This window comes from Arthrobacter sp. YD2 (genome assembly GCF_030410475.1).
GTDB classification, from domain to species: Bacteria; Actinomycetota; Actinomycetes; order Actinomycetales; family Micrococcaceae; genus Arthrobacter_B; species Arthrobacter_B zhangbolii.
Map to the genome: position 1 here is coordinate 355,311 of NZ_JAUHHB010000003.1, position 23,344 is coordinate 378,654.

At 64.8% G+C, this 23,344-nt stretch carries 23 protein-coding genes; 6 read left to right on the forward strand and 17 right to left on the reverse strand.

Translation table 11 applies throughout. The annotated features are described in order from the left end of the window. Window positions 1-23: 23 nt before the first annotated feature. From QWJ37_RS12620 to QWJ37_RS12680, 13 genes are all read right to left on the reverse strand, one after another. Window positions 24-722 (reverse strand): septum formation initiator family protein, encoded by a 699-nt coding sequence (locus QWJ37_RS12620; protein WP_290245455.1) that lies wholly within the window; start codon window positions 720-722, stop codon window positions 24-26. 160 nt (window positions 723-882) lie between these two features. Beyond that, window positions 883-2,163: a phosphopyruvate hydratase gene (gene eno / locus QWJ37_RS12625; protein WP_227904196.1), complete on the reverse strand. Its 1,281-nt coding sequence runs from the start codon at window positions 2,161-2,163 to the stop codon at window positions 883-885. A 145-nt stretch (window positions 2,164-2,308) separates the two neighbouring features. Beyond that, window positions 2,309-3,013 (reverse strand): MazG nucleotide pyrophosphohydrolase domain-containing protein, encoded by a 705-nt coding sequence (locus QWJ37_RS12630; protein WP_290245456.1) that lies wholly within the window; start codon window positions 3,011-3,013, stop codon window positions 2,309-2,311. After that, window positions 3,006-4,154: an adenosine deaminase gene (locus QWJ37_RS12635; RefSeq protein ID WP_290245457.1), complete on the reverse strand. Its 1,149-nt coding sequence runs from the start codon at window positions 4,152-4,154 to the stop codon at window positions 3,006-3,008. The genes QWJ37_RS12630 and QWJ37_RS12635 overlap by 8 nt, the downstream gene beginning before the upstream one ends. A 19-nt stretch (window positions 4,155-4,173) precedes the next feature. Further along, entirely contained in the window at window positions 4,174-4,839 is a 666-nt protein-coding gene (locus QWJ37_RS12640) for a DedA family protein (RefSeq protein ID WP_227904552.1), read from the reverse strand. Between the two features lie 136 nt (window positions 4,840-4,975). Then, the gene (locus tag QWJ37_RS12645) at window positions 4,976-6,265 is read right to left on the reverse strand and encodes a thymidine phosphorylase (RefSeq protein ID WP_290245458.1); all 1,290 of its coding nucleotides are present in this window, start codon (window positions 6,263-6,265) and stop codon (window positions 4,976-4,978) included. 6 nt (window positions 6,266-6,271) lie between these two features. Then, window positions 6,272-6,676: a cytidine deaminase gene (locus QWJ37_RS12650; RefSeq protein ID WP_227904183.1), complete on the reverse strand. Its 405-nt coding sequence runs from the start codon at window positions 6,674-6,676 to the stop codon at window positions 6,272-6,274. 91 nt (window positions 6,677-6,767) lie between these two features. Next, window positions 6,768-8,057 carry an ABC transporter permease gene (locus QWJ37_RS12655; protein WP_227904182.1) on the reverse strand — a complete coding sequence of 430 codons (1,290 nt, stop codon included), beginning with the start codon at window positions 8,055-8,057 and terminating at the stop codon, window positions 6,768-6,770. After that, complete coding sequence (locus tag QWJ37_RS12660) at window positions 8,054-9,265, reverse strand: ABC transporter permease (protein WP_290245749.1); 1,212 nt, start codon at window positions 9,263-9,265, stop codon at window positions 8,054-8,056. Before QWJ37_RS12660 ends, QWJ37_RS12655 begins: the two co-directional genes overlap by 4 nt. 134 nt (window positions 9,266-9,399) lie before the next feature. Beyond that, window positions 9,400-10,959: an ABC transporter ATP-binding protein gene (locus QWJ37_RS12665; protein ID WP_227904181.1), complete on the reverse strand. Its 1,560-nt coding sequence runs from the start codon at window positions 10,957-10,959 to the stop codon at window positions 9,400-9,402. A gap of 169 nt (window positions 10,960-11,128) precedes the next feature. Further along, the gene (locus tag QWJ37_RS12670) at window positions 11,129-12,172 is read right to left on the reverse strand and encodes a BMP family ABC transporter substrate-binding protein (RefSeq protein ID WP_227904192.1); all 1,044 of its coding nucleotides are present in this window, start codon (window positions 12,170-12,172) and stop codon (window positions 11,129-11,131) included. 344 nt (window positions 12,173-12,516) lie between these two features. Beyond that, entirely contained in the window at window positions 12,517-13,707 is a 1,191-nt protein-coding gene (locus QWJ37_RS12675) for an amidohydrolase (RefSeq protein ID WP_227904180.1), read from the reverse strand. A gap of 99 nt (window positions 13,708-13,806) precedes the next feature. Beyond that, on the reverse strand, window positions 13,807-14,946 hold the full coding sequence (locus tag QWJ37_RS12680; RefSeq protein ID WP_227904179.1) for a mannose-1-phosphate guanylyltransferase: 1,140 nt from the start codon (window positions 14,944-14,946) through the stop codon (window positions 13,807-13,809). A gap of 227 nt (window positions 14,947-15,173) precedes the next feature. Between QWJ37_RS12680 and sdhC the strand changes: the two genes are divergently transcribed. From sdhC to QWJ37_RS12705, 5 genes are all read left to right on the forward strand, one after another. Continuing rightward, on the forward strand, window positions 15,174-15,551 hold the full coding sequence (gene sdhC, locus QWJ37_RS12685) for a succinate dehydrogenase, cytochrome b556 subunit (RefSeq protein WP_227904178.1): 378 nt from the start codon (window positions 15,174-15,176) through the stop codon (window positions 15,549-15,551). Window positions 15,552-15,557: 6 nt separating this feature from the next. Continuing rightward, window positions 15,558-16,040: a succinate dehydrogenase hydrophobic membrane anchor subunit gene (locus tag QWJ37_RS12690; RefSeq protein WP_227904177.1), complete on the forward strand. Its 483-nt coding sequence runs from the start codon at window positions 15,558-15,560 to the stop codon at window positions 16,038-16,040. A 70-nt stretch (window positions 16,041-16,110) separates the two neighbouring features. Then, the gene (gene sdhA / locus QWJ37_RS12695; RefSeq protein WP_227904176.1) at window positions 16,111-17,877 is read left to right on the forward strand and encodes a succinate dehydrogenase flavoprotein subunit; all 1,767 of its coding nucleotides are present in this window, start codon (window positions 16,111-16,113) and stop codon (window positions 17,875-17,877) included. Further along, entirely contained in the window at window positions 17,877-18,653 is a 777-nt protein-coding gene (locus QWJ37_RS12700) for a succinate dehydrogenase iron-sulfur subunit (protein WP_290245459.1), read from the forward strand. Before sdhA ends, QWJ37_RS12700 begins: the two co-directional genes overlap by 1 nt. A 78-nt stretch (window positions 18,654-18,731) precedes the next feature. Next, on the forward strand, window positions 18,732-19,505 hold the full coding sequence (locus tag QWJ37_RS12705; RefSeq protein WP_290245460.1) for an alpha/beta hydrolase: 774 nt from the start codon (window positions 18,732-18,734) through the stop codon (window positions 19,503-19,505). Window positions 19,506-19,557: 52 nt separating this feature from the next. On the opposite strand, the gene QWJ37_RS12710 is transcribed toward QWJ37_RS12705, so the two are convergent. The 4 genes from QWJ37_RS12710 to QWJ37_RS12725 all read right to left on the reverse strand — a co-directional run bounded on the left by QWJ37_RS12710 (window position 19,558) and on the right by QWJ37_RS12725 (window position 22,666). Next, window positions 19,558-20,145 carry a 2'-5' RNA ligase family protein gene (locus tag QWJ37_RS12710; protein WP_341482036.1) on the reverse strand — a complete coding sequence of 196 codons (588 nt, stop codon included), beginning with the start codon at window positions 20,143-20,145 and terminating at the stop codon, window positions 19,558-19,560. Between the two features lie 4 nt (window positions 20,146-20,149). Continuing rightward, window positions 20,150-21,184: a tryptophan--tRNA ligase gene (trpS, locus tag QWJ37_RS12715; protein WP_227928873.1), complete on the reverse strand. Its 1,035-nt coding sequence runs from the start codon at window positions 21,182-21,184 to the stop codon at window positions 20,150-20,152. A gap of 10 nt (window positions 21,185-21,194) precedes the next feature. Further along, a complete protein-coding gene (locus QWJ37_RS12720) occupies window positions 21,195-22,022 on the reverse strand; it encodes an exodeoxyribonuclease III (RefSeq protein ID WP_290245750.1) in 828 nt (275 codons plus the stop codon). A gap of 134 nt (window positions 22,023-22,156) precedes the next feature. Continuing rightward, on the reverse strand, window positions 22,157-22,666 hold the full coding sequence (locus tag QWJ37_RS12725; protein WP_227904172.1) for a hypothetical protein: 510 nt from the start codon (window positions 22,664-22,666) through the stop codon (window positions 22,157-22,159). A gap of 134 nt (window positions 22,667-22,800) precedes the next feature. Between QWJ37_RS12725 and QWJ37_RS12730 the strand changes: the two genes are divergently transcribed. Next, a complete protein-coding gene (locus tag QWJ37_RS12730; protein ID WP_227928871.1) occupies window positions 22,801-23,322 on the forward strand; it encodes an O-acetyl-ADP-ribose deacetylase in 522 nt (173 codons plus the stop codon). The last annotated feature ends 22 nt before the right edge of the window (window positions 23,323-23,344 follow it).

The following is a 23,344-nucleotide window of genomic DNA, read 5'->3' on the forward strand; positions in this document are numbered from 1 at the left end:
TGCTTGTACTATCAGCCTCCAGATTACTGTGCCGTGGCGGATCTCTTGACCGAGTCCCAGAGCGAATCGACCCACTGCAGGTCCTCGGGTGCCTCTTCGGCGGCCTTGCGGTCCGCTTCCTCCACACCATTTTCGCCCTTAACCAGATACCGTGTTTCGCCGGGCATCACCAGGAAAATGCGGTCCCTGGCCTGCTGCTTGATGTAGGCCGGATCCTCCCAGCGGCCCAGCTGGACCTCCAGGTCAGCCTGCACTTCCTGCGCCTGCGCAATTTCCGCCTTGGCAGCGGCAATATCCGAACGCTGCTGCAGGTAGGTGCGCACCGAGGGCGCCAGCAGCACGGTGATGGCCACCATCACCATGGCCAGCACCAGCAGCCTGCCGGAGAATGCCTTGGCCGGTACCGGCCGCAGTTCGGCTCCGGGGGTTTCACCGGTTCCTGCAGCGGCCCGTTTCCGGTCCGGATCCGCGCCGTCCTGCCGGCGGATATCGCCGGAGAGCTGGGAGCGAATGGCAGCGCGCGCGTCAGAGGCTGCCGCCGCGCTTCCCGCCTTGGGGCGCCCCTGGCGGTCCCCCGGCCTTCCGGATTTGTTGCCGGCAGGCTTGGCTCCGGCAGATTTCGGTGCGGCAGATTTCGGTGCGGCGGACTTGGTTCCGGTGGGCTCAGTCCCGGCGGATTTGGCTGCAGCAGGCCTGGGTACCTTGGGACGTCGGGTTGGCATGCGGGTCCTTCTTTGCGTTGATCAGCGGTTCCAAGCGGTCTGCGGATTGGAAACCAGTGTGGGCGGGTCTCCTCCAATGAGGTTACCCACCCACGGTGTTGCAGCCGGTTTCGCAACGCCTGCGGTTCACGGGTTACCGCAGGCGTTGCGTAGTCACGGGCTAGGCGTTGAAGCGCGGGAAGGCGCTGCGCCCGGCGTAGCGGGCGGCGTCGTCAAGCTCTTCTTCGATCCGCAGCAGCTGGTTGTACTTGGCAACGCGCTCGGAGCGGGCCGGGGCACCGGTCTTGATCTGGCCGGCGTTGGTGGCAACGCAGATGTCGGCGATGGTGGTGTCTTCGGTTTCGCCCGAACGGTGCGAGGTGATGGTGGTGTACCCGGCACGCTGGGCCATGGTGATGGCGTCCAGGGTCTCGGTCAGGGTGCCGATCTGGTTGACCTTCACCAGCAGGGAGTTCGCGGCGTTGTTCTTGATGCCGGTCTCCAGGCGGGCCGGGTTGGTGACGAACAGGTCGTCGCCCACCAGCTGCACCTTGTCGCCGAGGCGGGCAGTGAGTGCCTGCCAGCCGTCCCAGTCCTCTTCGTCCAGCGGGTCTTCGATGGAGACCAGCGGGTAGTCGCGGACCAGTTCCTCGTAGTACGCGGACATTTCCTCAGCGGTGCGGTTCTGTCCTTCGAAGACGTAAGCGCCGTCCTTGTAGAACTCGGAGGAGGCAACGTCCAGGGCCAGGGCAATGTCATTGCCGGGCACGTAGCCGGCACGCTGGATGGCTTCCACAATCAGGTCCAGGGCTGCACGGTTGGAGGGCAGGTTCGGTGCGAAGCCGCCTTCGTCACCCAGGCCGGTGGAGAGGTTCTTTTCCTTCAGCACAGACTTGAGGTTGTGGTAGACCTCCACGCCCCAGCGCAGGCCTTCGGAGTAGGTCTGGGCGCCCAGGGGAACAATCATGAATTCCTGGATGTCGACGTCGGAGTCAGCGTGCGAGCCGCCGTTGAGGATGTTCATCAGCGGCACGGGGAGGATGTGCGCGTTGGGGCCGCCGAGGTAGCGGTACAGCGGCAGGGCGGCGGACTCGGCAGCGGCGCGGGCCACGGCGAGGGAGACGCCGAGGATGGCGTTGGCGCCCAAGCCGGACTTGTTCTCGGTGCCGTCCAGGTCAATCATGGCCTGGTCGATGGCCCGCTGGTCAGCGGCGTCAAAGCCGAGCAGCGCGGGCTGGATCTGTTCGATGACGGCTTCGACGGCCTGCAGCACGCCCTTGCCCTGGTAGCGGTTCTTCTCTCCGTCGCGGCGTTCGTTGGCTTCGAAAGCACCAGTGGAAGCACCGGAGGGAACAGCGGCCCGGCCGAAGGTGTCGTCGTCGAGCAGCACCTCCACCTCAACGGTGGGGTTACCGCGGGAGTCGAGGATCTCGCGGGCATGGATGGCATCGATGATGGCCATTGAATTGCTCCTGTTCGTTGGAACGATGGTGGAAGAACTTACGTCCTGCCTATGCGGCAGGCCACGGTGTCTGCCTCTTAGCCTAATAGAATCGGGGCCGCGGGTAAGGTCCGGGCGCCGAATACGTGCGCTCAGCGGCCGTGGATCAGTCCGCTTTGCCCCGGCCGGTGTCCGTGTACCGGCGGACTGCCGCACGCAGCGCCGCCTCGGCATCCAGTCCCTGTTCCGATGCGCGGCGGACCATCTCCAGCAGCGCATCCCCCAGTTCAGTTTCCCCGGCAAACGGCGCTTCCGGGTTCGTGGCGGGCGCCGGGACGGGCGGCAGCGGAAGGCCCGCCCTGCGGGCGCGGCTTAGTGTTTTGGCGGCCAGCAGCAGGGCCGGCATGGACGCGGGGATACCTTCAAAAGCCGAGGCCCGGTCCGGGGTTTCGGTCTTTTTCGCCTCGTCCCAGGCGGCTTCGATGGCTGCGGTGTCCGCTGACCCTGCGCCCTCCCGGAGAGAGCCGTCGGGGTGAAAAACGTGCGGATTGCGGCGAATCATTTTGGCCGTGAGCGAATCCACAACGTCGGCCACGGAAAAGCCGCCGGTTTCCTGCTGCAGGCGGGCGTGAAGCAGTACCTGCAGGAGCAGGTCGCCCAGTTCCCCGCGCAGTTCGGCGGCCCGTTCCGGGCCGGCTGTACCGCCTTCCACCGCTTCGATGACCTCGTAGCTTTCCTCCACCAGGTACTCCAGCAGGGATTCGTGGGTCAGCGCCGCGGTCCAGGGACACCGTTCACGCAGGGTGCCGATGACCTGGGCGAGCCGGCTGAACCGTTCGCCCAGGTCATCGGGGAGGTCGGTTTCAGCCACGGGCGCGGTTGAATCCCTCGGTAACGAAGGCGGACAGTGCGGCACGTTCATCCAGGGGAAGGAACGCAGCGTTCACCGCATTCATGGTGAGCTCCAGCAGGTCATCAAGGTCGTAGTCGAAGGTGTCCATCAGCAGCTCGAACTCGCCGGTGAGGCTGACGTTGCTCATCAGCCGGTTGTCGGTGTTTACCGTCACGGCGAAGCCGGTCTGGTAGAGCAGGTCAATGGGGTGGGTCTCGATGTCCTCGCCGAAGGAGGCGACGGCCCCGGTCTGCAGGTTCGATGACGGGCAGACCTCCAGGGCGATTCCGCGGTCCCGTACCCAGCCGGCGACCTGGCCAATGCTCACCATGCCCACTTCAGGCTCATCCGGGGACGCGGCGTCGTCGGCTTCGAATTCAACCGTGATGTCCTCGGCGATCCGCACGCCGTGCCCCAGCCGCAGGGCCCTGCCGTGCACCAGCGCGTCAACAATGCTCTCGATGCCTGCTGCCTCGCCGGCGTGCACCGTGGCGGGGAACTGGTTTTCGGCCAGGTAGGTGAACGCGTCCTTGAAGCGGGAGGCCGGGAAACCGTCTTCGGCACCGGCAATGTCGAAGCCCACGGCCCCCGAATCCCGGTGCCGCACGGCCAGTTCGGCAATTTCCATGCCGCGGTCCGCGTGCCGCATGGCCGTGATCAACTGGCCCACCTGGATGAAGCTGCCTGCCGTTTCGGCGTTCATCACGCCTTCCTCGAGCCCGGCCTGGACTGCTTCCACGGCCTCGTCCAGACTCAGTCCGCCGCTCAGGTGCTGTTCGGGTGCCCAGCGGATCTCGGCGTACACCACGCCGTCGGCCACCAGGTCTTCCACGAACTCGCGGGCAACGCGGGTCAGCCCCTCGCGGGTCTGCATCACGGCAATGGTGTGGTCGAAGGTTTCGAGGTAGCGCGGCAGCGACCCTGAATCCGCTGACTCGCGGAACCACTCCCCCAGGGCCACCGGGTCGGTGGCGGGAAGCTGGTGGCCGACGGCTGCAGCCAGTTCGATGATTGTTGCCGGGCGCAGGCCGCCGTCCAGGTGGTCATGGAGCGAGACCTTCGGCAGGCTGCGTACGTCGAGTCGGGAAGTGTTTACGGAGGAATCTGTAGGCTCAGTCACACGGCAACTCTACGGCGTTTCAGGCGGCCTTCCGTGTGCTTTCGTCATCTTCGGCCTGCTCTGTGTCCTCCGCCGGGCGCGGTGCTCCGGGCGCCGTACCGCGGACCATGGTGATGATGCGGTCGATGACCAGGCCCAGGACCAGCGCGCCGCTGACTCCGACCACCACGCCCAGCAGGTGGTGTTCGGTGAACCAGGCGCCGGCTATCGCGCCGATGGCCACGCTGTACGCGGCCCAGACGGCCCCGGAGATGGCGGTCAGGAAAACGAAGCGCCGGCGCGGGAACCCGGTGGCCCCTGCCGTCAGGTTCACCACCACCCGTCCCACGGGGATGAACCGGGCCACGAGGATCAGGGACACCGAGCGCTTCTCCAGTTCGTGCCGGGCCCAGGCAAAGGACCGGCGCGTTTTGGGCCGGCGCATCCAGGCGAACCGGTCCATGCCGATCCCGCGTCCCATCAGATAGGCGAGGTTGTCGCCCAGGAACGCGCCCAGGGCGGCGGCCGGGATAATCAGCCAGATGTTCACGCCGGCGCCGCTCATTGCGAGTGAGGCCAGGGCCACCACGAGGGACTCGCTGGGGACCGGCGGAAAGAAACCGTCAATCAGGCAGCACAGGAAAAGACCGATATACACCCACGGGGAGCCCGCGGTGGAGAGGATGAAACTGTTGATACCGTCCACCGTCACACTGAGAAAGTCCAACAGTTGCCGCTCCTTGGGTTGGGCTATCGATCCTCTACAAGCATGCCACGAACGCAGAGGTGCCCGTGGCGGATCGCCACCGGCACCTCTGCGGTTCCAGCAACCGGGGAAGCTGCTAGCTGATCCGGTCGATGATCAGCCGGCGTGCCGGGCGTGAGCCCTCGGGCGCAATAACGACGGCGTCCGCCAGGGCCTCGCGGGCCCGGTCAAATTTCTCCGGCGTATCGGTGAGCAGCGTCATCAGCGGCTCGCCGGCCCGGACGGTGGCACCGGGCTTCGCATGCATCACGACGCCGGCCCCCGCCTGGACGGCGTCTTCCTTGCGTGCACGGCCGGCCCCCAGGCGCCAGGCGGCGACGCCCACGGACAAGGCATCGAGCTCCACCAGCACACCGTCGGCGGGTGCATAGATGGTTTCGGATTCCTTCGCCACGGGCAGTTTCGCATCCGGATCTCCGCCCTGCGCCGAGATCATCCGGCACCAGACGTCCATGGCCCGGCCGTCCCTGAGCGCTGCTGCGGGATCGGCGTCGCGCACCCCGGCGGCGGTCAGCATTTCCTCGGCGAGGCGGACAGTCAGCTCCACCACGTCTTCGGGCCCGCCGCCCGCCAGCACGTCCACGGATTCCTGGACTTCGATGGCGTTGCCGGCAGTGAATCCCAGCGGGGTGGACATGTCGGTCAGCAGGGCCACGGTGTTGACGCCGGCGTCCTTGCCCAGGGCGACCATGGTTTCGGCCAGTTCCCGGGCCATGGCCTCGTCCTTCATAAACGCGCCCGAGCCCACCTTCACATCCAGCACCAGGGAGTCGGTGCCTTCGGCGATCTTTTTGCTCATGATGGAGGAGGCAATCAGGGGAATGGCTTCCACCGTGCCGGTCACGTCCCGCAGCGCGTAGAGCTTTTTGTCAGCCGGTGCCAGGCCCGCACCGGCTGCGCAGATGACGGCACCGACGTCGCGCAGCTGGTTCATCAGCGCGCTGTTGCTCAGTGAGGCCTGCCATCCCGGGATGGCTTCCAGCTTGTCCAGGGTGCCGCCGGTGTGGCCCAGGCCGCGGCCCGACAGCTGCGGAACGGCCACGCCGAACACGGCCACCAGCGGGGCCAGCGGGAGGGTGATCTTGTCCCCCACGCCTCCGGTGGAGTGCTTGTCCGCGGTGGGCTTGCCCAGCGAGGAGAAGTCCATGCGCTCACCGGAGGCAATCATGGCCGCGGTCCAGCGGAAGATCTCCTCGCGGTTCATGCCGTTGAGCAGGATCGCCATGTTCAGGGCGGCCATCTGCTCGTCGGCAATGGTGCCCCGGGTGTAGGCGTCAATGGTCCAGTCGATCTGCGCGGCCGAGAGGACACCCTTGTCCCGCTTCGTGCGGATGATGTCTACGGCATCAAAGTCTGTGCTGTTCATGTGCATTTACCCTTCCAGGTGTTGCGGTCCAAAAGCGTCAGGCAGGACCTCGTCCATGCTGCGGATGCCGCTGACGGTCATCAGCTCCATTCCGGGAGCACGGAATTCGTAAAGCAGCTGCCGGCAGCGCCCGCACGGCATCAGCACCGCACCGGCGCCGTCTACGCAGGTGAACGCCACCAGGCGCCCGCCGCCGGTCATGTTCAGCTGGCTGATCATGGAGCATTCGGCGCAGAGCGTCAGTCCGTAGGAGGCGTTTTCAACGTTGCAGCCGGAAACAATCCGGCCGTCGTCGGTCAGTGCCGCGGCACCCACCGGATACTTCGAGTACGGCACATAGGCGTGGGTGAGGGCTGCGCGGGCATGCTCCAGGAGCACGTCCCAGTCCGCCTGGGGGGTCTGAGCGGTCATGTCTTTCCTTCCGGTTGCGCCCCGGTCCGGTGCGGACCGGAAACGACGGCGGGACCGGCGGCCGGTGTTCCGGCCGCCGGTCCCGCTGCGGTTATCCCTTGATGTACGGCACGCCGCTGGCGGCCGGTCCGCGGGAGCGGCCCACCACGCCGGCGACGGCAAAGATGGTCACCACGTACGGCAGCATGGACAGGAACTGGCTGGGCACCGGTGTACCCAGCAGGCCCAGCACGTACTGCAGGTTGGTGGCGAAGCCGAACAGCAGGGCTGCTGCGGCGGCGCCCAACGGGTTCCAGCGGCCCAGGATGAGGGCTGCCAGGGCAATGTAGCCCTGGCCGCCGGTCATGTCCTGGCCGAAGCTGGACACGGAGACCAGGGTGAAGAAGGACCCGCCGATGCCGGCAACTGCGCCGGCCAGCAGCACGTTGGTGAAGCGGGTGCGGTTGACGTTCACGCCCAGTGTGTCAGCTGCCTTCGGGTGTTCGCCCACGGCGCGGGTGCGCAGGCCCCAGCGGGTGCGGAACAGCCCGAAGTAGACGGCGGCGACGGCGAAGTACATCAGGTAGCCGATCAGGGACTGGTCAAAGAGGATCGGACCGATGATCGGAATGTCCGCCAGGAACGGAATCCTGATGTTCGGCAGGCGGGGGGCCGTGTTCAGTTCGGCGGCGTTCTTGCTCAGGACCGTGGAGAACAGGAAGCCGGTGAGGCCGGAGACCAAAACGTTCAGCACCACACCCACAATCACCTGGTTCACGATGTACTTGATGCTGAATACCGCCAGGACCAGGGAAACGAGCACACCGGCGATGGCAGCGGCGAGCAGGCCGATGAACGCGTTGCCGGAAAGGGAACCGGCCACCGCGGCGGCAAAGGCGCCGAAGAGCAGCTGGCCCTCAATGGCAATGTTGACCACGCCGGAGCGTTCGCAGAGGACGCCGGAAAGCGAACCGAAGACCAGCGGTACGGCCAGCGTCACGCTGCCGGCCAGCAGGCCGTACAGGGCAACATTCGGGTTACCCGTGCTGCCGACGGACCAGGCCAGGAAGCCCGAGACGAAGACGACACCGAAAATGATCGGCAGCCACAGGGGCAGCCGCCGGCCCGAACGGACCAGGACAAAGGACCAGGCAGCAAGCAGGACAAGCGCGATGGCGCCGGCCCAGCCAAAGGCCCGGGCTGAGAAGACCAGGTTAGGCAGCGTGATGGCCGCTTCCGGGTCGGTGAGACGGAAAGTGACCTCGGTGTCCGGTGAGAGGAAGGCGAAGAAAACCAGTCCGAGTATGGCCAGGACGCCCAGCAGAATGGGTGTTTTCCAGCTGCGCACTACTGTTTCCGGCGCCGGGGACGGCGCGGGGGCTGTGGTGGTTGCGGTGCTCATGCTGCTCCTCCGGCGGCTTCGGCGCTCTTGCGGGTGGTGCGGAAGGCTCCGGGTGGCGGGATCCTGAACAGGGAACGCACCAGCGGCGGGGCGGCAATGAACAGGACGATCAGGGACTGGACCACCAGGACAATGTCAATGCTGGTCCCGGTGTTGGTCTGCATGGCCACGCCGCCGGCACGGAAGGCGCCGAACAGCAGGCCTGCTGCAAAGGTTCCCCACGGCGTCGAACGCCCCAGCAGCGCCACGGTGATGGCATCGAAGCCAAAGCTCGCGGCGACGTCGGCGGTCAGCACGCGTTCGGTGCCGGAAACCTGCGAGACGCCGGCCAGGCCGGAGAGTGCACCGGCGATCAGCATAACCACCACGTAGCCCTTGGTGGTGCTGATGCCGGCGTTGCGGGCGGCGTCGGGGTTGGCGCCAACTGCGCGGAGCTCAAAGCCGACCGTGGAGCGGTTCAGCAGCCACCAAACAAACACGGTGGCGGCGATCGCCAGCACAAATCCCCAGTGCAGCCGGAAACTGTCTCCCAGGAGTTTGGGGAACATGGCGCTTTCGTTCAGCTGGGGGCTGATGGGGTTGTTCGATCCCTCGCGCTGGAAGCCCGGCGTGGTCAGCAGGTAGGCCACCAGCTGGATGGCGACGTAGTTGAGCATGATGGTGACAATGACTTCATGCGCACCGGTCCGGGCCTTCAGCAGGCCGGCAATGCCGCCCCAGATGGCGCCGCCGAGCAGGCCGGCGATGATCACCAGCAGCAGGTGCAGTGCCATGGGCAGCTGCCAGGAGAACCCGACCCATCCGGCCAGTGCGGCGCCGATGATGATCTGGCCCTGGGCACCGATGTTGAACAGGCCGGCGCGGAACGCCAGCGCGACGCCGAGGCCGGCGCAGATCAGCGGAGTGGCGGTGGTCAGCGTCTGGGTCAGGGGATAAATCGCTCGCGTGAAGCTCTCAGCCTCAACGTTGACAATCGAGCCCTGGAAGAGCGAATAGTAGGCTCCGGCGGCAGCGTCCCACGCGGCGGCGAAGAAGTCTCCGGGCCGGTTGAAGAGGTAGCCGGCCGCAGCGGTGGTGTCCTCGTCGGTCAGTGCGATCAGCACCCCGCCGACCACCAGCGCCATCAGGACAGCCAGCACGGACACCAGACCGCTGCCGGTCACGATGCGCTCAAGCACTCCCGGTGCCGCATCGGGGGCGGGCTTGATGGTGGTTCCTACCGCAGCGGCGGGCGGAGGCAGCTGCCCTCCCGCGGTTTCGGCCGCAGCTTCCAGTCGAAGCTCTTCGGCTTCGGACGTTTCGCGGTCTGCGTTGTGCCCACCTTCGGTGGACTTTTCCGGGCTCACAGGGCCCCTCCCTCGGTATTGTTCTCTTCTGACGCTGCTTCGCGGGCCAGTGCTTCTTCGGCCGTCATTCCGGCCATCATCAGGCCCAGCACGTTGCGCGAGGTGCCTCCGGGCACAATGCCCATAAGACGTCCGCCGTACAGCACGGCAATGCGGTCTCCCAGTTCCAGCACTTCGTCCAGTTCCGTGGACACGATCATCACCGGCGTGCCGGCATCACGTTCGGCGATGATCCTCCGGTGCAGGAACTCGATGGACCCGACGTCGACGCCGCGGGTGGGCTGGCTGGCAATGAAGAGTGAGAGCGGACGGGACAGCTCCCGTGCCATGACCACTTTCTGCTGGTTGCCGCCCGAAAGGGTGCCGGCCAGGGCCGCAGCGGACTGTGTGCGGATGTCGAACTCGGTAATCTTCGCGTCCGCATTGGCCGCGACGACCGAGGGCTTCATGGACAGGCCGCGGGCAAAAGGCGGCTCGTTGTACTGGTTCAGGACCAGGTTTTCGGCAACCGAGAACGTTCCAACAAGGCCGTCCACCGAGCGGTCCTCAGGGACAAAGCCGACGCCTGAGTCGATGATCCGGCTGGTTTTCATGCCCACCAGTTCCCGGCCGTCGAGCCTGATGGACCCCGTGACGTGGTCCTGGAGGCCCATGATCGCTTCGGTCAGTTCGGTCTGGCCGTTACCCTGGACACCGGCGACCGCCAGGATTTCCCCCTTGGCAATGCCGAAGCTGAGGCCGTTCACCACCGCCTGTCCATTCCCGGACAGCACGGAGAGGTTCTCCACGCGGAAGGTTTCCTCGCCCGGCGTTGCAGCCTCCCGGCCCAGGGTCAGGCTGACGGAGCGGCCAACCATCAGGGCAGCGAGTTCAGTGGTGCTCGCGGAGGGCTCAGCCTGGCCCATGACCTTGCCGCGGCGGATCACGGTAATGACATCGGACACCGCCTTGACCTCGCGCAGCTTGTGCGAAATGAAGACCACGCCTTTGCCGTCGCTGGTGAGCTGGCGCATGATGGCGAGCAGCTCGTCCGTTTCGCGGGGCGTCAGGACGGCGGTCGGCTCATCAAGGATCAGCACCTCGGCGTCCCGGATCAGTGCCTTGATGATTTCCACGCGCTGCTGCACACCCACGGGGAGGTCCTCGACCACGGCATCGGGATCAACGTCGAAGCCGTACTTGTCTGAGATTTCACGGATGCGTGTGCGGGTAGTCTGCAGGTTCAGTGCGCCCCCGAGCCGCGTCGATTCATTTCCCAAAGCGACGTTCTCCGCCACGGTGAACACGGGCACCAGCATAAAGTGCTGGTGCACCATGCCGATCCCTGCAGCCATCGCGTCTGAAGGTCCGTTGAAGGTCACGGGTTTGCCGTCGAGGAGGATCTGCCCCTCGGTAGGTTCATACAGTCCGTAAAGGACGTTCATCAACGTCGATTTACCGGCGCCGTTTTCACCGAGCAGGCTGTGCACCTGCCCGGGTTCGACCACGAGGTCGATGTGGTCGTTGGCCACCAGCGAACCGAATCGCTTAGTGATGCCCTTGAGTTCGAGTTTCACAAAACCCCAACCAATCTGTTCGAAAGTGCTGTGTGGGAGTAAAAGCTGCAGTGCGGGAGACGTCCCTGCAGCCTGGGAGGAAAAACCTGGTGTGCACAGACAAACCGCCATGCCCCGCAGCGTGGCTGCGGGACATGGCGGTTGGTGTCTGCAGGCAGTCCGGGACCCGTTACTGCTGGGGGCTGGACTTGGACTCGACCTTGATCTCGCCGTCGATGATCTTGGCCTTCAGATCCTCAATCGCGGTCTTGACCTCTTCCGGCACATTGCCTTCCTGGTCGTGGAACGGAGCCAGGTCCACTCCGCCGTTTTCGAGGGTGCCGACGTACGGCTCGGCGCTGAAGTTGCCTTCGGCGGATTCGGTGACGATGTTCTCTACGGCGTCGCCCATGAGCTTCATGACGGAGGTCAGGATGTATTCCTGGCCGATGCCGGCGGTCTCGTAGCCGTCGGAGTCAACCCATACGGCCTTGACGTCCTTGCCGCCGTCGTTGGCTTCAACAACGGCTTCCATGGTGCCCAGGCCTACCGGACCGGCGACGGGCATGATGATGTCGGCGCCTTCATTGATGAAGTTCTGGGTCAGCGTCTTGCCGGCGGCGCGGTTGTCGAAGCTGTCCACGAAGGAATCGCTGCCGAGGAGCTTCACATCGGTGCCGTTTTCTTCGTTGTAGTACTCGATGCCGTCGGCGAAGCCCTCCATGAAGATGGTCACGGTGGGGATGTTCATGCCGCCGTAGGTGGCAACGGTGCCGGTCTGGGTGGTGCCTGCGGCAACGTAGCCGGCCAGGAACGCGGCCTGGGCCGTGTCGTAGATGATCGGCTTGACGTTGTCGAGCTCAATGGCGTTGTCATCAACGATGGCGAAGTTGGTGTCCGGGTTTGCTTCCGCCGCGTCCTTCGTGGCGTCGGAGAGCAGGAAGCCAACGGTGACCGTCAGGTCGCAGCCCGCGTCAACCGTGCTGTTGACGTTGTTGGTGTAGTCGGATGCATCCTTGGACTCGACTTCACGGGTTTCAATGCCCAGCGCGTCCTTGGCAGCCATCAGGCCTTCATAGGTGGACTGGTTGAACGAGCGGTCGTCCCAGCCACCGGCGTCGGAGACAATGCAGCCGGTGAAGTCGCTGCTCGCAGCGGCCTCGGAGCTGCCCTCGGCCTCCTCTTCCGGTGCAGCGCCGCAACCGGAAAGCAGGAGCGCCGACACGCCGAGCATGGCGGCGGAGACGCCGGCATTGCGCTTGAAGCTGCGCGGGAAATTCTTCAATGTTCCTCCAGGAAAGAAAATGGCGTTCGCCGTAGGTGGGTACTCGGTGCCAATCCCGGTCTGCCGGAAAAGGCGCACCGGTACCCGGTGTGATGCGGCGCTCCGTCCGTCGTTGGACCGCAGCAAGACAACCATAAGGTCTCCGACGCGACACCAGTCACATTTCGGCCCTGTCGGAACAATTGTTTACATGTTGTTATCAAATGACACCGGCCGTCCCGGTGCCTACTGCTAGTCTCCGTGCGCGCGTCGGGGTGGCACCCGGGGATCAGCACCCGGATGCGGGGAATTTCCTAGTGGCGCAGTCCGCGGGCGGCACGCAGGGCAGCCGCTGCCATCACGCTCACGCCGCAGCTGATGGCCTGTTCGTCGGGGTTATAGTCCCCCCGGTGCAGGTCAAAGGTCTCCCCGCCGGGAGACCGCGTACCCAGGCGCATCAGGGCGCCCGGCACAGTCTGGGTCATCCAGGCGAAGTCCTCACCGCCCATGGACTGCGGGGCCAGGACCACGGCGTCTTCACCCAGTTCGGCGCGGGCTGAGGCTTCAAGCAGGCTGATTTCCGCGTCCGCGTTGATAACCGGCGGCACACCGCGCGTGTGCTCCAGGGCTACCTCGACGCCGAACGGAGCGGCAACTTCCCGCACCACTTTGTCCAGGAGCTCACCGGCGGCATACCAGGCCTCGGCGTCCAGGCAGCGCATGGTTCCGGCCATGAAGCCGTGGCCGGGAATGGCATTGGGGGCGGAGCCGGCATGCATCTGCCCCCAGACCACCGAAACGCCGCTGCGTACATCGATCCGCCGCGACAGCACGGCTGGGACACTGACGGCAATCTCGGCCAGGGCGAAAACAAGATCCTCGGTCAGGTGCGGCCGGGACGTGTGCCCGCCCCGTCCGCTGAGTTCGATCCGGATGGTGTCCGACGCCGAAGTGATAGCGCCGATGCGGGTACCAATCTGTCCAACGTCCACCCGCGGATCGCAGTGCAGGGCAAGGATGCGGGGAACGCCGTCAAGGGCTCCCTGCTCTATGACGGACAGGGCGCCGCCGGGCATCACTTCCTCGGCCGGCTGGAAAATCACCCGCACGCGCCCGCCGAGCTCACCGGCGGCGTCGAACTTCGCCAGCACCTGGGCAACACCGAGCATCACGGTGGTGTGAATGTCATGCCCGCAGGCGTGGGCTATGCCCGTGTGCTCCGAGGCATAGGGCAGCCCCGTTTCCTCCAGGACCGGAAGGGCATCGATATCCGCCCTCAGGGCGAGGCGAAGCGGTCCGTCTCCGATGTCGACGACAACACCGGTGTTCTGCAGCCGCTTGGGTGCGAGGCCGGCCGCTTCCAGTGCTTCCACGATCCGGTCGGTGGTCCGGAACTCCTTGGTTGACAGCTCGGGGTGGGCATGGAGGTCCCGCCGGAAGTCGATCAACCCACCCAGCAGCGGAGCCACACTTCCCCGTATCGAGGGGATGGGGGAATTGCTCAACGGGATAGTTTGCACAACTTCTAGGTTAGCCAATTCCACCCGGGAAACGGGAATGTGCGCCCCCGGATACGACCGCTTATGACGGCGTCCGCGCGCGCCCTACAGGACGTCGGTGTCTCCGCTGGCCCTGAGGTGCTCCACGGCCTTCTTTACTTCCTGGGCATGTTCCTTGGTGGTGACCAGCAGGGCGTCGGGTGTATCAACAATCACCACATCCTCGATGCCGATCAGGGCGATGACGCGTTTGGTGTCGGAAACGACAATCCCGCTGGCGTTTTCCGAGTAGACCCTCGCGCCGTCGCCCATCACGGTGAGGTCGCTGTTCTCCTCGGCCGGGTTCAGCCGGCCGATGGCGGCGAAGTCCCCCACGTCATCCCAGCTGAAGGCTCCCGGGATCATGGCGACGTCGCCAGCAGCTGCAGCAGGCTCGGCCACCGCATAGTCGATGGCTGTTTTGGGCAGGGTAGGCCAGACCCGCCGGACTACCTCCCGGCGGCGCGTGGTGTCCCAGGCGTCGGCAATCTCCATCAGCCCCGCATACAGGACCGGCTCGTTGGCTTCCAAATGCTTCAGCATCAGGTCCACGGGCGCCACGAACATACCCGCATTCCAGCTGTAGCTGCCGCTGGCGAGGTACGTCTGCGCGACGTCGGCGGAGGGCTTTTCCACAAACTCCACCACCGAATGCGCACTCGGCGCTCCCGCAACCTTCAGCTGCGCCCCTGCCCGGATGTAGCCAAAACCGGTGGACGGATGGGTGGGCTGGATGCCGATGGTGACAATGTAGCCCTGCGCCGCAGTGTGCACGGCTTCGCGGACTGCCTGCTGGAAAACCTCGACCGGGGCGATCACCTGGTCGGCCGCGAAGGAACCCATGATGATCTGCGGATCGCGCTTGTACAGAATGGCCGCAGCCAGGCCGATGGCCGCCGCGGAGTCCTTGGGCTCAAGCTCAAGCACCAGGTTCTTGTTGGAGATTTCGGGCAGCTGCTGGCGGACCGCCTGCCGGTGCACCGCGCCGGTGACCACCATGACCCGGTCCCCGCTCAGCGGCGCCAGGCGGTCGTAGGTGGCACGGATCAGCGTGGATCCGGAGCCGGTGAGGTCATGAAGGAACTTCGGTGCGGCAGCCCGTGACAGCGGCCAGAGCCGTGTGCCGACGCCGCCGGCCGGAATCACGCCGTAGAAACGGTCGAGAACGGCGGACGAAGGTGCGGGGTATGCCTTTTCATTACTCATCACAGCCAAGATTAGCCGAGCCGGGACCGCTCTTCGGGGAAGCCGCGTTTTTCTACACTGTTTGCGGAGCCAAATCAATGTAATCAGGGTCACACCATAGGCGGACCTAAATTGAAACCGCGGTCACGCGCACCTAGATTATGGTAGAGCTTATAGCGCTGTCGCACCGGCGTCATCACTGCGTGGAAGACGCGCTAACGCCGCTGCGATGCAGGGAGGAAAATTCAGTGTCGAAGTTACCAGCAGGCACTCTCTACCGTGGCCGTGAGGGCCAATGGTCGTGGGTCGCCCACCGCATCACTGGCGTGGTGATCTTCTTCTTCCTTTTGGTCCACGTTCTGGATACCTCATTGGTGCGAGTATCGCCCGAGGCCTACAACGTGGTGATCGGAGCCTACAAGAACCCGATTATGGGACTCGGCGAGCTTGGCCTCGTCGCAGCCATCGTGTTCCATGCCTTCAACGGCCTGCGCGTGGTCCTGATCGACTTCTGGAAGAAGGGGCCGAAGTACCAGCGGCAGATGCTCTGGGCCGTCGTTGGCCTGTGGGCAGTGACGCTCATCGGCTTCTCAATTCGCCACATTCCGAACGTTTTCGGGGGTTAGCACGCAATGACTACATCAACCAACGAAGCGCACGCCCTCGAAGCACCCCGCTCCGGACGCATTGCTCCCAAGTACACCCGCAACGGATCAGGCCGCGGCAACTTTGAAATGCTGGCCTGGCTGTTCATGCGTGTATCCGGTGTCATCCTGGTCGTCCTGATCTTCACCCACCTGTTCGTGAACCTGGTGGTTGGCGACGGCATCCACGCGGTGGATTTCGGTTTCGTTGCCGGCAAGTGGGCCAACCCCGTGTGGCAGGTCTGGGACCTGGTCATGCTCTGGCTGGCCATGCTGCACGGCGGCAACGGCGTGCGCACCATCATCAACGACTACGCGGATAAGAAAGCCACCCGTATGTGGCTCAAGACGGTTCTTTACGTCGCAACCGCTGTGATCATCCTGCTCGGCACCCTGGTGATCTTCACCTTCGATCCCTGCCCCGCAAACGCTCCGGCTGACCTGATCCCTGATTTCTGCAGCTCCTTGTAGCAGCTGCACGGCACCCACGGTGCGGTAAGTCCCTGAGTTTTTAGTAGTTTCAACAGAAAGAGCATCTGGTATGCAGGTCCATAAGTACGACGTCGTCATTGTCGGCGCCGGCGGCGCCGGTATGCGTGCCGCCATCGAATCCGGTCAGCGCGCACGGACGGCGGTACTGACCAAGCTGTACCCCACCCGCTCCCACACGGGTGCGGCGCAGGGCGGCATGTGTGCGGCACTGGCCAATGTCGAAGAAGACAACTGGGAATGGCACACCTTTGACACCGTCAAGGGCGGTGACTACCTGGTGGACCAGGATGCAGCAGAGGTCATGGCTAAAGAAGCCATTGACGCCGTGCTGGACCTGGAAAAGATGGGCCTGCCCTTCAACCGCACGCCCGAAGGCCGCATTGACCAGCGACGGTTCGGCGGGCACACCCGGGACCATGGCAAGGCACCGGTACGCCGCGCCTGCTACGCCGCGGACCGCACCGGCCACATGATCCTCCAGACCCTCTACCAAAACTGCGTCAAGCACAACGTGGAGTTCTACAACGAGTTCTACGTGCTCGACCTGCTGACGGTGGAGGACACCTTCGGGCAGAAGCGGGTGGCCGGCGTCGTTTCCTACGACCTGGCAACCGGTGAACTGCACGTCTTCCAGGCCAAGTCCGTCATCTTCGCCTCCGGCGGTGCCGGCAAGGTTTTCAAGACCACGTCCAACGCCCACACCCTGACCGGTGACGGCATGGGCATCGCCTTCCGCCGCGGCATCCCCCTGGAAGACATGGAGTTCTTCCAGTTCCATCCGACCGGCCTTGCCGGACTGGGCATCCTGCTTTCCGAAGCAGCCCGCGGAGAAGGCGCGATCCTGCGCAACTCGGAGGGTGAGCGCTTCATGGAGCGTTACGCCCCCACCATCAAGGACCTCGCCCCGCGTGACATTGTTGCCCGTTCCATGGCCAACGAAGTCCGTGAAGGCCGCGGCTGCGGCCCGAACAAGGATTACGTCCTGCTCGACCTGACGCACCTGGAACCGGCACACATTGATGCCAAGCTCCCGGACATCACCGAGTTTGCACGCACCTACCTTGGTGTGGAGCCCTACACCGAGCCGGTGCCGGTCTTCCCCACGGCGCACTACGCCATGGGCGGCATCCCGACCAACATCAAGGCCGAGGTCCTGCAGGACAACGACACAGTGATCCCGGGCCTCTACGCAGCCGGCGAAGTTGCCTGCGTTTCGGTTCACGGCTCCAACCGCCTGGGTACCAACTCGCTGCTGGACATCAACGTGTTCGGCAAGCGTGCGGGCATCCACGCCGCAGAGTACGCACTGACCGCTGACTTCGTGGATCTGCCGGAAAACCCGGAAGCAGCCACGATCGAGCTGCTGGACGTGGTCCGCAACTCCGAAGGCACCGAACGGGTCGCCGAGATTCGCCGGGATCTGCAGAACACCATGGATGCCAACATGCAGGTGTTCCGCACTGCGGATACGCTCAACCAGGTGCTGACCGACATTGCCTCGCTCGAAGAGCGGTACAAGAAGATCAGCGTCCAGGACAAGGGCAAGCGCTTCAACCTGGACCTGCTCGAAGCCGTGGAACTGGGCTTCCTGCTGGAACTGGCAAAGGTCATGACGGTGGCAGCCCTCCACCGCGAGGAATCCCGTGGCGGACACTTCCGCGAGGACTTCCCCGAGCGTGACGACGAGAATTTCATGAAGCATTCGATGGCGTACAAGGTTGATGAAGCAGAGAACGCCGAGCACACCGCCGGCATTCGACTGGACACCAAGCCGGTCATCTTCACGCGCTACGAGCCGATGGTGAGGAAGTACTAATGACAACGGAAATCGCGGAGCCCGCCTCCAAGATCGAGCTCCCGGAATCTGTGGGCGGGGACATCCCCTCGTTCGAGATCACGCTCAAGGTCCGCCGCTACAACCCCGAGGTTTCCGACGAAGCCTACTGGGATGAGTGGAAGCTGACCATGTACGGCACCGACCGTGTGCTGGACGCCCTGCACAAGGTCAAGTGGGAGCACGACGGTTCGGTTTCGTTCCGCCGCTCCTGCGCCCACGGTGTCTGCGGCTCCGATGCCATGCGCATCAACGGCCGTAACCGTCTGGCCTGCAAGACGCTGCTGAAGGACCTGGACACGTCCAAGCCCATCCTCGTTGAGCCCATCAAGGGCCTGCCGGTGGAGAAGGACCTGATCGTGGACATGGAACCCTTCTTCCAGTCCTACCGCGAGATCATGCCGTTCCTGGTCACCAAGGGCCACGAGCCCACCAGGGAACGCCTGCAGTCCGCCGAGGACCGTGAGCGCTTCGATGACACCACCAAGTGCATCCTCTGCGCCGCGTGCACCTCGTCCTGCCCGGTGTTCTGGACCGACGGTCAGTACTTCGGCCCGGCAGCGATTGTGAACGCGCACCGCTTCATCTTCGACTCCCGTGACGACGCCGGCGACATGCGCCTGGAGATCCTGAACGACAAGGAAGGCGTCTGGCGCTGCCGCACGACCTTCAACTGCTCGGAAGCATGCCCCCGCGGCATCCAGGTCACCAAGGCCATTTCCGAGGTCAAGCAGGCCATCCTGGCCCGCTCGCTGTAACCTGCATCAACGCAAAAGGCGCCGGTCCGCGGTTTTCCGCGGACCGGCGCCTTTTGCGTACTGGATAGAGTTGAGGGCATGCCTACGTTTGAATCCGTCTCCTTCCCCGGTGTCAACGGCACCACCCTGGCCGGTACCCTCGACATTCCCGACGGCGGAACCGGCGCCTGGGCACTGTTCAGCCACGGTTTCACCCTGGGGAAGAACAGTGCTGCCGCGTCCCGGATTTCGAAGGCGCTGGCCGGTCACGGCATCGGTGTGCTGCGCTATGACGCTGCCGGACTGGGCAGCTCCACCGGCAACTGGGAGGACGGCAGCTTCAGCACCAAGGTCGCCGACCTGCAGCATGCAGCAGCCTTTATGGCCGAATCCGGGCGTCCGGTTTCCCTGCTCGTGGGCCATTCCCTGGGCGGAGCCGCCGTTCTGGCCGCCGCGTCGGAGATTTCCGGGCTGCGGGCAGTAGCCACCATCGCGGCCCCGTTCAGGCCCTCCCACGTGGTGCACCTGTTCGAGTCCGAACTGGACCTGATTGCCGAACAGGGATCGGCGCGGGTGGACCTGGGCGGCGGGGAACTCGAAATCCGCCGGCACCTGATCGAGGATCTGCGCAGCCATGACCTCACCGGGGACATCCGGGACCTGCATCTGCCCCTGATGGTGATGCACTCCCCCACCGACAACACGGTGGGGATCGATAACGCGAGCGAGATCTTCTCCACGGCCCGGCATCCGCGCAACTTTATTTCCCTGGAGGGCAGCGACCATCTGATGGTGGAGCGCGCCCAGACCTCCCGCGCAGCTGCCATCATCGCCGCGTGGGCAGGTACGTACCTGGATCTGGACGAGCCCTAGACGCGCTCGGCGCTGCCTGGCACTGCCAGAGGCCGCAGGCGGGCGTGGCGGTTTAGGCCCCTGTGCCGAGCTGCACGTGCTCGTGCAGCTTCCACAGCCCGGTGGCGTCGTGTTCATAGAGGCCAACGCAGTCCACTGTGAAGGATGCCTGGTAGTCATCCAGACGCCTGACGGCCTCATCCATGCTCTGTTCGCTGACATCGTGTGCCACTGTGACATGGGGATGGAAGGGAAAGACCAGATCGCGGGCCAGCGGGCCGCTCTGGAGTTCCTTGTGCAGGGCAATGCACTCATCGAAGCCCTGGTCCACGTTCACGTACACCACCGGAGACACGGGGCGGAACGAGGCGCTTCCCTGCAGAGTGACCCGGAACGGCTCCTGTGCCGCAGCCACCTCCCGCACATGGTCCACGGTGGCATCCCAGTCGCTGGTCTCGGTGGTGGTCACAAGGGTGATGTGGGCGGGAATCACTGCCGCCATGGGATCCCCGAAGGACGCCCGGGCGGCCCGGAGCTCACTGGCCATGGGCTCGGGAACCGCAATAACGATGCCCACGCAGCGGGCAGCGCACTCCACCGTCCTGCTGTCGTCGGGGACACCGGCGGCGTGGATCTGGTCGAGGGATTCAGAGATTCTCATGGCACTAGACCGTGGCGCTGCCCAGGGGCAGGAAGCCGACTTTCTCGTATACGTCCGCCAGGGTGACTGATGCGGTTTCGCGGGCCTTCCGGGCCCCGACCGCCAGCAGCCGGTCCAGCTCCGCGGGATCGTCCAGCAGGTGCAGCGCCCGCTCGCGGATGGGGCGGATATGTTCGGTGACTACGTCCGCAAGGTCCACCTTGAGGTGTCCGTACATTTTGCCTTCGTACTCCTTTTCCAGTGTTTCCACACTGCGTCCGCTGATCAGGGAGTAGATGGACAGCAGGTTCGAGATGCCCGGCTTCGTGTCCCGGTCGAACCGGATCTCACTGCCGTCATCAGTCACCGCGGATTTGATCCGCTTGGCGATGACTTTGTCCTCGTCGAGCAGGTTGATCAGGCCGGCTGGCGAGGCTGCCGACTTGGACATCTTTGCCGCGGGGTTCTGCAGGTCATAAATCTTCGCGGCCTGTTTTTGGATGAAGACCTCCGGGACCGTGAAGGTTTCGCCGAAGCGGGTGTTGAAGCGCTTGGCCAGGTCCCGGCTCAGCTCCACGTGCTGGCGCTGGTCCTCCCCCACCGGGACGCCCTGCGGCTGGTACAGCAGGATGTCCGCCACCTGCAGGATGGGGTAGGTGAACAGCCCCACACTGGCCGAATCGGCGCCGAAACGCTGCTGCTTGTCCTTGAACTGAGTCATCCGGGAGGCTTCGCCGAACCCGGTGAGGCAGTTGAGCACCCAGGCGAGCTGCGCGTGTTCGGGCACCTGGGACTGGACAAACAGGGTGGCCTTCTCGACGTCGACGCCGCCGGCAATGTACTGCGCGGCGGTGACCCTGGTGCGCTGGCGCAGGTCCGCCGGGTCCTGCGGGACGGTGATCGCGTGCAGGTCGGGGATGAAGAAGTAGGCGTCGTACTCGTCCTGGAGCCGCACCCAGTTCACCAGGGCACCGAGGTAGTTGCCCAGATGGAGGGAGTCGGCGGAGGGCTGCATCCCGGAAAGAATGCGCGCGCGGCCGGTGGAGGAGTTCGAAGTCATGGAGAAAACCTTAGAAGTGGTAGTCGATCACTAGCGGAGCGTGGTCTGAGAAGCGGGAGTCGTAAGTGGGTGCACGGTCCACGACGGCGTTTGCGGCACGGGCAGCCAACTCCGGGGTGGCCATGTGGTAATCAATGCGCCAGCCGGAGTCATTGTCGAACGCCTGGCCGCGCCAGGACCACCAGGTGTAGGGGCCGTTGACGTCGCCCGCCAGCTTGCGGTGCACGTCGGTGTACCCGATTTCCTCGCCGAAGAAACGGTCGAAGTAGGCGCGTTCCTCGGGCAGGAAGCCGGCACGCTTGACGTTGCCCTTCCAGTTCTTGATGTCCAGCGGGGTGTGTCCCACGTTCAGGTCACCCACAACCAGTACATAGTCGCTTTCCTGCGCCAGGGCGGGCAGCCGGGCACTCATGGTGTCCAGGAAGCGGTACTTGTCCACCTGCTTGGGGGTGTCCACCTCGCCGGAGTGGACGTACGCGCTGACCACGGTCAGGATCTTTTCGGCACCGTCCACGGTGACCTTGTAATCCGCTTCCACCCAGCGTCCGGAGAGCGCGAAGTACTCGTCGCCGATGTGCTCACGCACAGCCGTGGGGGGCATCCGGGAGGCAATGGCTACCCCGGCGCGACCCTTGGCTTCGACGCATTCGGCGTGCTCGATGTGCCAGGTGTCCCCCAGCAGTCCGCGCAGGATGGCGTCGGGTGCACGGACTTCCTGGAGGCAGAGGATGTCCACGTCACGCTCGGCCAGCCACTCGGCCATGCCGCGCTTGTAGGCTGCACGGATTCCGTTGACGTTCACTGACGCAATGCGCAGCGTTTTTCCGGAGCTGTCCATAGTCTCTGCTGACGCTGTTTCCTCTGATGCCGAACTCACGCGAATAACCATACTCCTCAGTAGCTGCTCACCCCGAACAGCGTCTCCGGCCTGCCGCCGTGGAAACTGGCGGCGCCGGGAACGCTGCGTTTTTGCTAATCGACGACGGTGCCCTCGACGGGCCCGCCATCCTCCTTCTTGATCATGCCACGCGCGTTGTGCGCCGTAATCTCGATGGTCTCGAGTGCACGGTCCACCATCTCGCGGTCTGTGTCCAAGTTCTCGCGAATCACCTTGGACTGGACCTGGATGATCTTGAAGCTGTGGTCCAGTTTCCGATCGCGGACAATGGTGCCCTCATCCACCACGGAGACCCCGGGTGCGCCTGCGGGGCGAAGTCCTGCGGTGGCGTCCGCCAGCTTCGCAGTGGCCTTGCGTGCGGCCCCGCGGACGGAGAAAACAACAAAGGTGGCCAGGCACAGCCAGCCAAGGGAGACGATGACTACAAGCCAGCCAATAACGTCATTCTGGTTGGCGGCAAAAACCACCGCCACGAGGAACACGATGAGCATCACGGTGATGCCGATGTTACCCATCTTGCGGCTGACACCGCGGCCGGGCGTGGACGAAGGCGACGGCGTCTTGCCGTTTCGGATCGACTGCATGGTTTCATTCTCTCAAACTTCCGCAGGGGTCCGGTTCCGGTTTCGCTCAGGGTGACCGCCGGGCATGCTTTCCGTGCCTCTACGGGAGTCCGGGGCCGGTGGTGCCCGCCGCGCAGCGGTGGCACACTGGGCCGATGCAGATTGAGATTCTCACCGGAGACATCACCGAACGCGACACCGACGTTATTGTGAATGCCGCCAATTCCTCCCTGCTGGGCGGCGGCGGCGTGGACGGCGCCATTCACCGGGCGGCGGGGCCGGGCCTGCTGGCCGCCTGCCGGAAACTGCGCGCCACCACGCTGCCGGACGGGCTGCCCACGGGACAGTCAGTCGCAACGGAGGGGTTTGACCTGCCGGCCCGCTGGGTGGTGCATACCGTGGGCCCCAACGCGACCGCGGGCGAGACCGACCCGGAGCTGCTGCGCTCCTGTTTTCGGACAGCGCTGACAGCCGCCGAGGAACTGGGGGCACGCAGCATCGCGTTCCCCGCCGTCAGCGCCGGCGTGTACGGCTGGAACCCGGAGACGGTCGCTGAAGTGGCTCTGGCGGAAGTGGCCGCCCACCGGCCGGGCAGCCTGGAACGGGCGGAGTTCGTCCTGTTCAATGACCGGCTGGCCGGTGTTTTCCGCCGCAGGTACGAGCAGGCCGAAGGCTAGGCACGCGAACAGTGCCGCATGC

Bases quoted from the DNA above. Each gene is read 5' to 3' on its own strand.
- trpS (WP_227928873.1), bottom strand. From the start codon at position 21,184: ATGACTTCGAACTCCTCCACCGGCCGCGCGCGCATTCTTTCCGGGATG.
- QWJ37_RS12700 (WP_290245459.1), top strand. From the start codon at position 17,877: ATGACAACGGAAATCGCGGAGCCCGCCTCCAAGATCGAGCTCCCGGAA.
- QWJ37_RS12710 (WP_341482036.1), bottom strand. From the start codon at position 20,145: ATGAGAATCTCTGAATCCCTCGACCAGATCCACGCCGCCGGTGTCCCC.
- QWJ37_RS12705 (WP_290245460.1), top strand. From the start codon at position 18,732: ATGCCTACGTTTGAATCCGTCTCCTTCCCCGGTGTCAACGGCACCACC.
- QWJ37_RS12725 (WP_227904172.1), bottom strand. From the start codon at position 22,666: ATGCAGTCGATCCGAAACGGCAAGACGCCGTCGCCTTCGTCCACGCCC.
- QWJ37_RS12655 (WP_227904182.1), bottom strand. From the start codon at position 8,057: ATGAGCACCGCAACCACCACAGCCCCCGCGCCGTCCCCGGCGCCGGAA.
- QWJ37_RS12690 (WP_227904177.1), top strand. From the start codon at position 15,558: ATGACTACATCAACCAACGAAGCGCACGCCCTCGAAGCACCCCGCTCC.
- QWJ37_RS12620 (WP_290245455.1), bottom strand. From the start codon at position 722: ATGCCAACCCGACGTCCCAAGGTACCCAGGCCTGCTGCAGCCAAATCC.
- eno (WP_227904196.1), bottom strand. From the start codon at position 2,163: ATGGCCATCATCGATGCCATCCATGCCCGCGAGATCCTCGACTCCCGC.
- QWJ37_RS12645 (WP_290245458.1), bottom strand. From the start codon at position 6,265: ATGAACAGCACAGACTTTGATGCCGTAGACATCATCCGCACGAAGCGG.
- QWJ37_RS12730 (WP_227928871.1), top strand. From the start codon at position 22,801: ATGCAGATTGAGATTCTCACCGGAGACATCACCGAACGCGACACCGAC.
- QWJ37_RS12670 (WP_227904192.1), bottom strand. From the start codon at position 12,172: ATGCTCGGCGTGTCGGCGCTCCTGCTTTCCGGTTGCGGCGCTGCACCG.
- QWJ37_RS12680 (WP_227904179.1), bottom strand. From the start codon at position 14,946: ATGAGTAATGAAAAGGCATACCCCGCACCTTCGTCCGCCGTTCTCGAC.
- sdhA (WP_227904176.1), top strand. From the start codon at position 16,111: ATGCAGGTCCATAAGTACGACGTCGTCATTGTCGGCGCCGGCGGCGCC.
- QWJ37_RS12720 (WP_290245750.1), bottom strand. From the start codon at position 22,022: ATGGACAGCTCCGGAAAAACGCTGCGCATTGCGTCAGTGAACGTCAAC.
- QWJ37_RS12650 (WP_227904183.1), bottom strand. From the start codon at position 6,676: ATGACCGCTCAGACCCCCCAGGCGGACTGGGACGTGCTCCTGGAGCAT.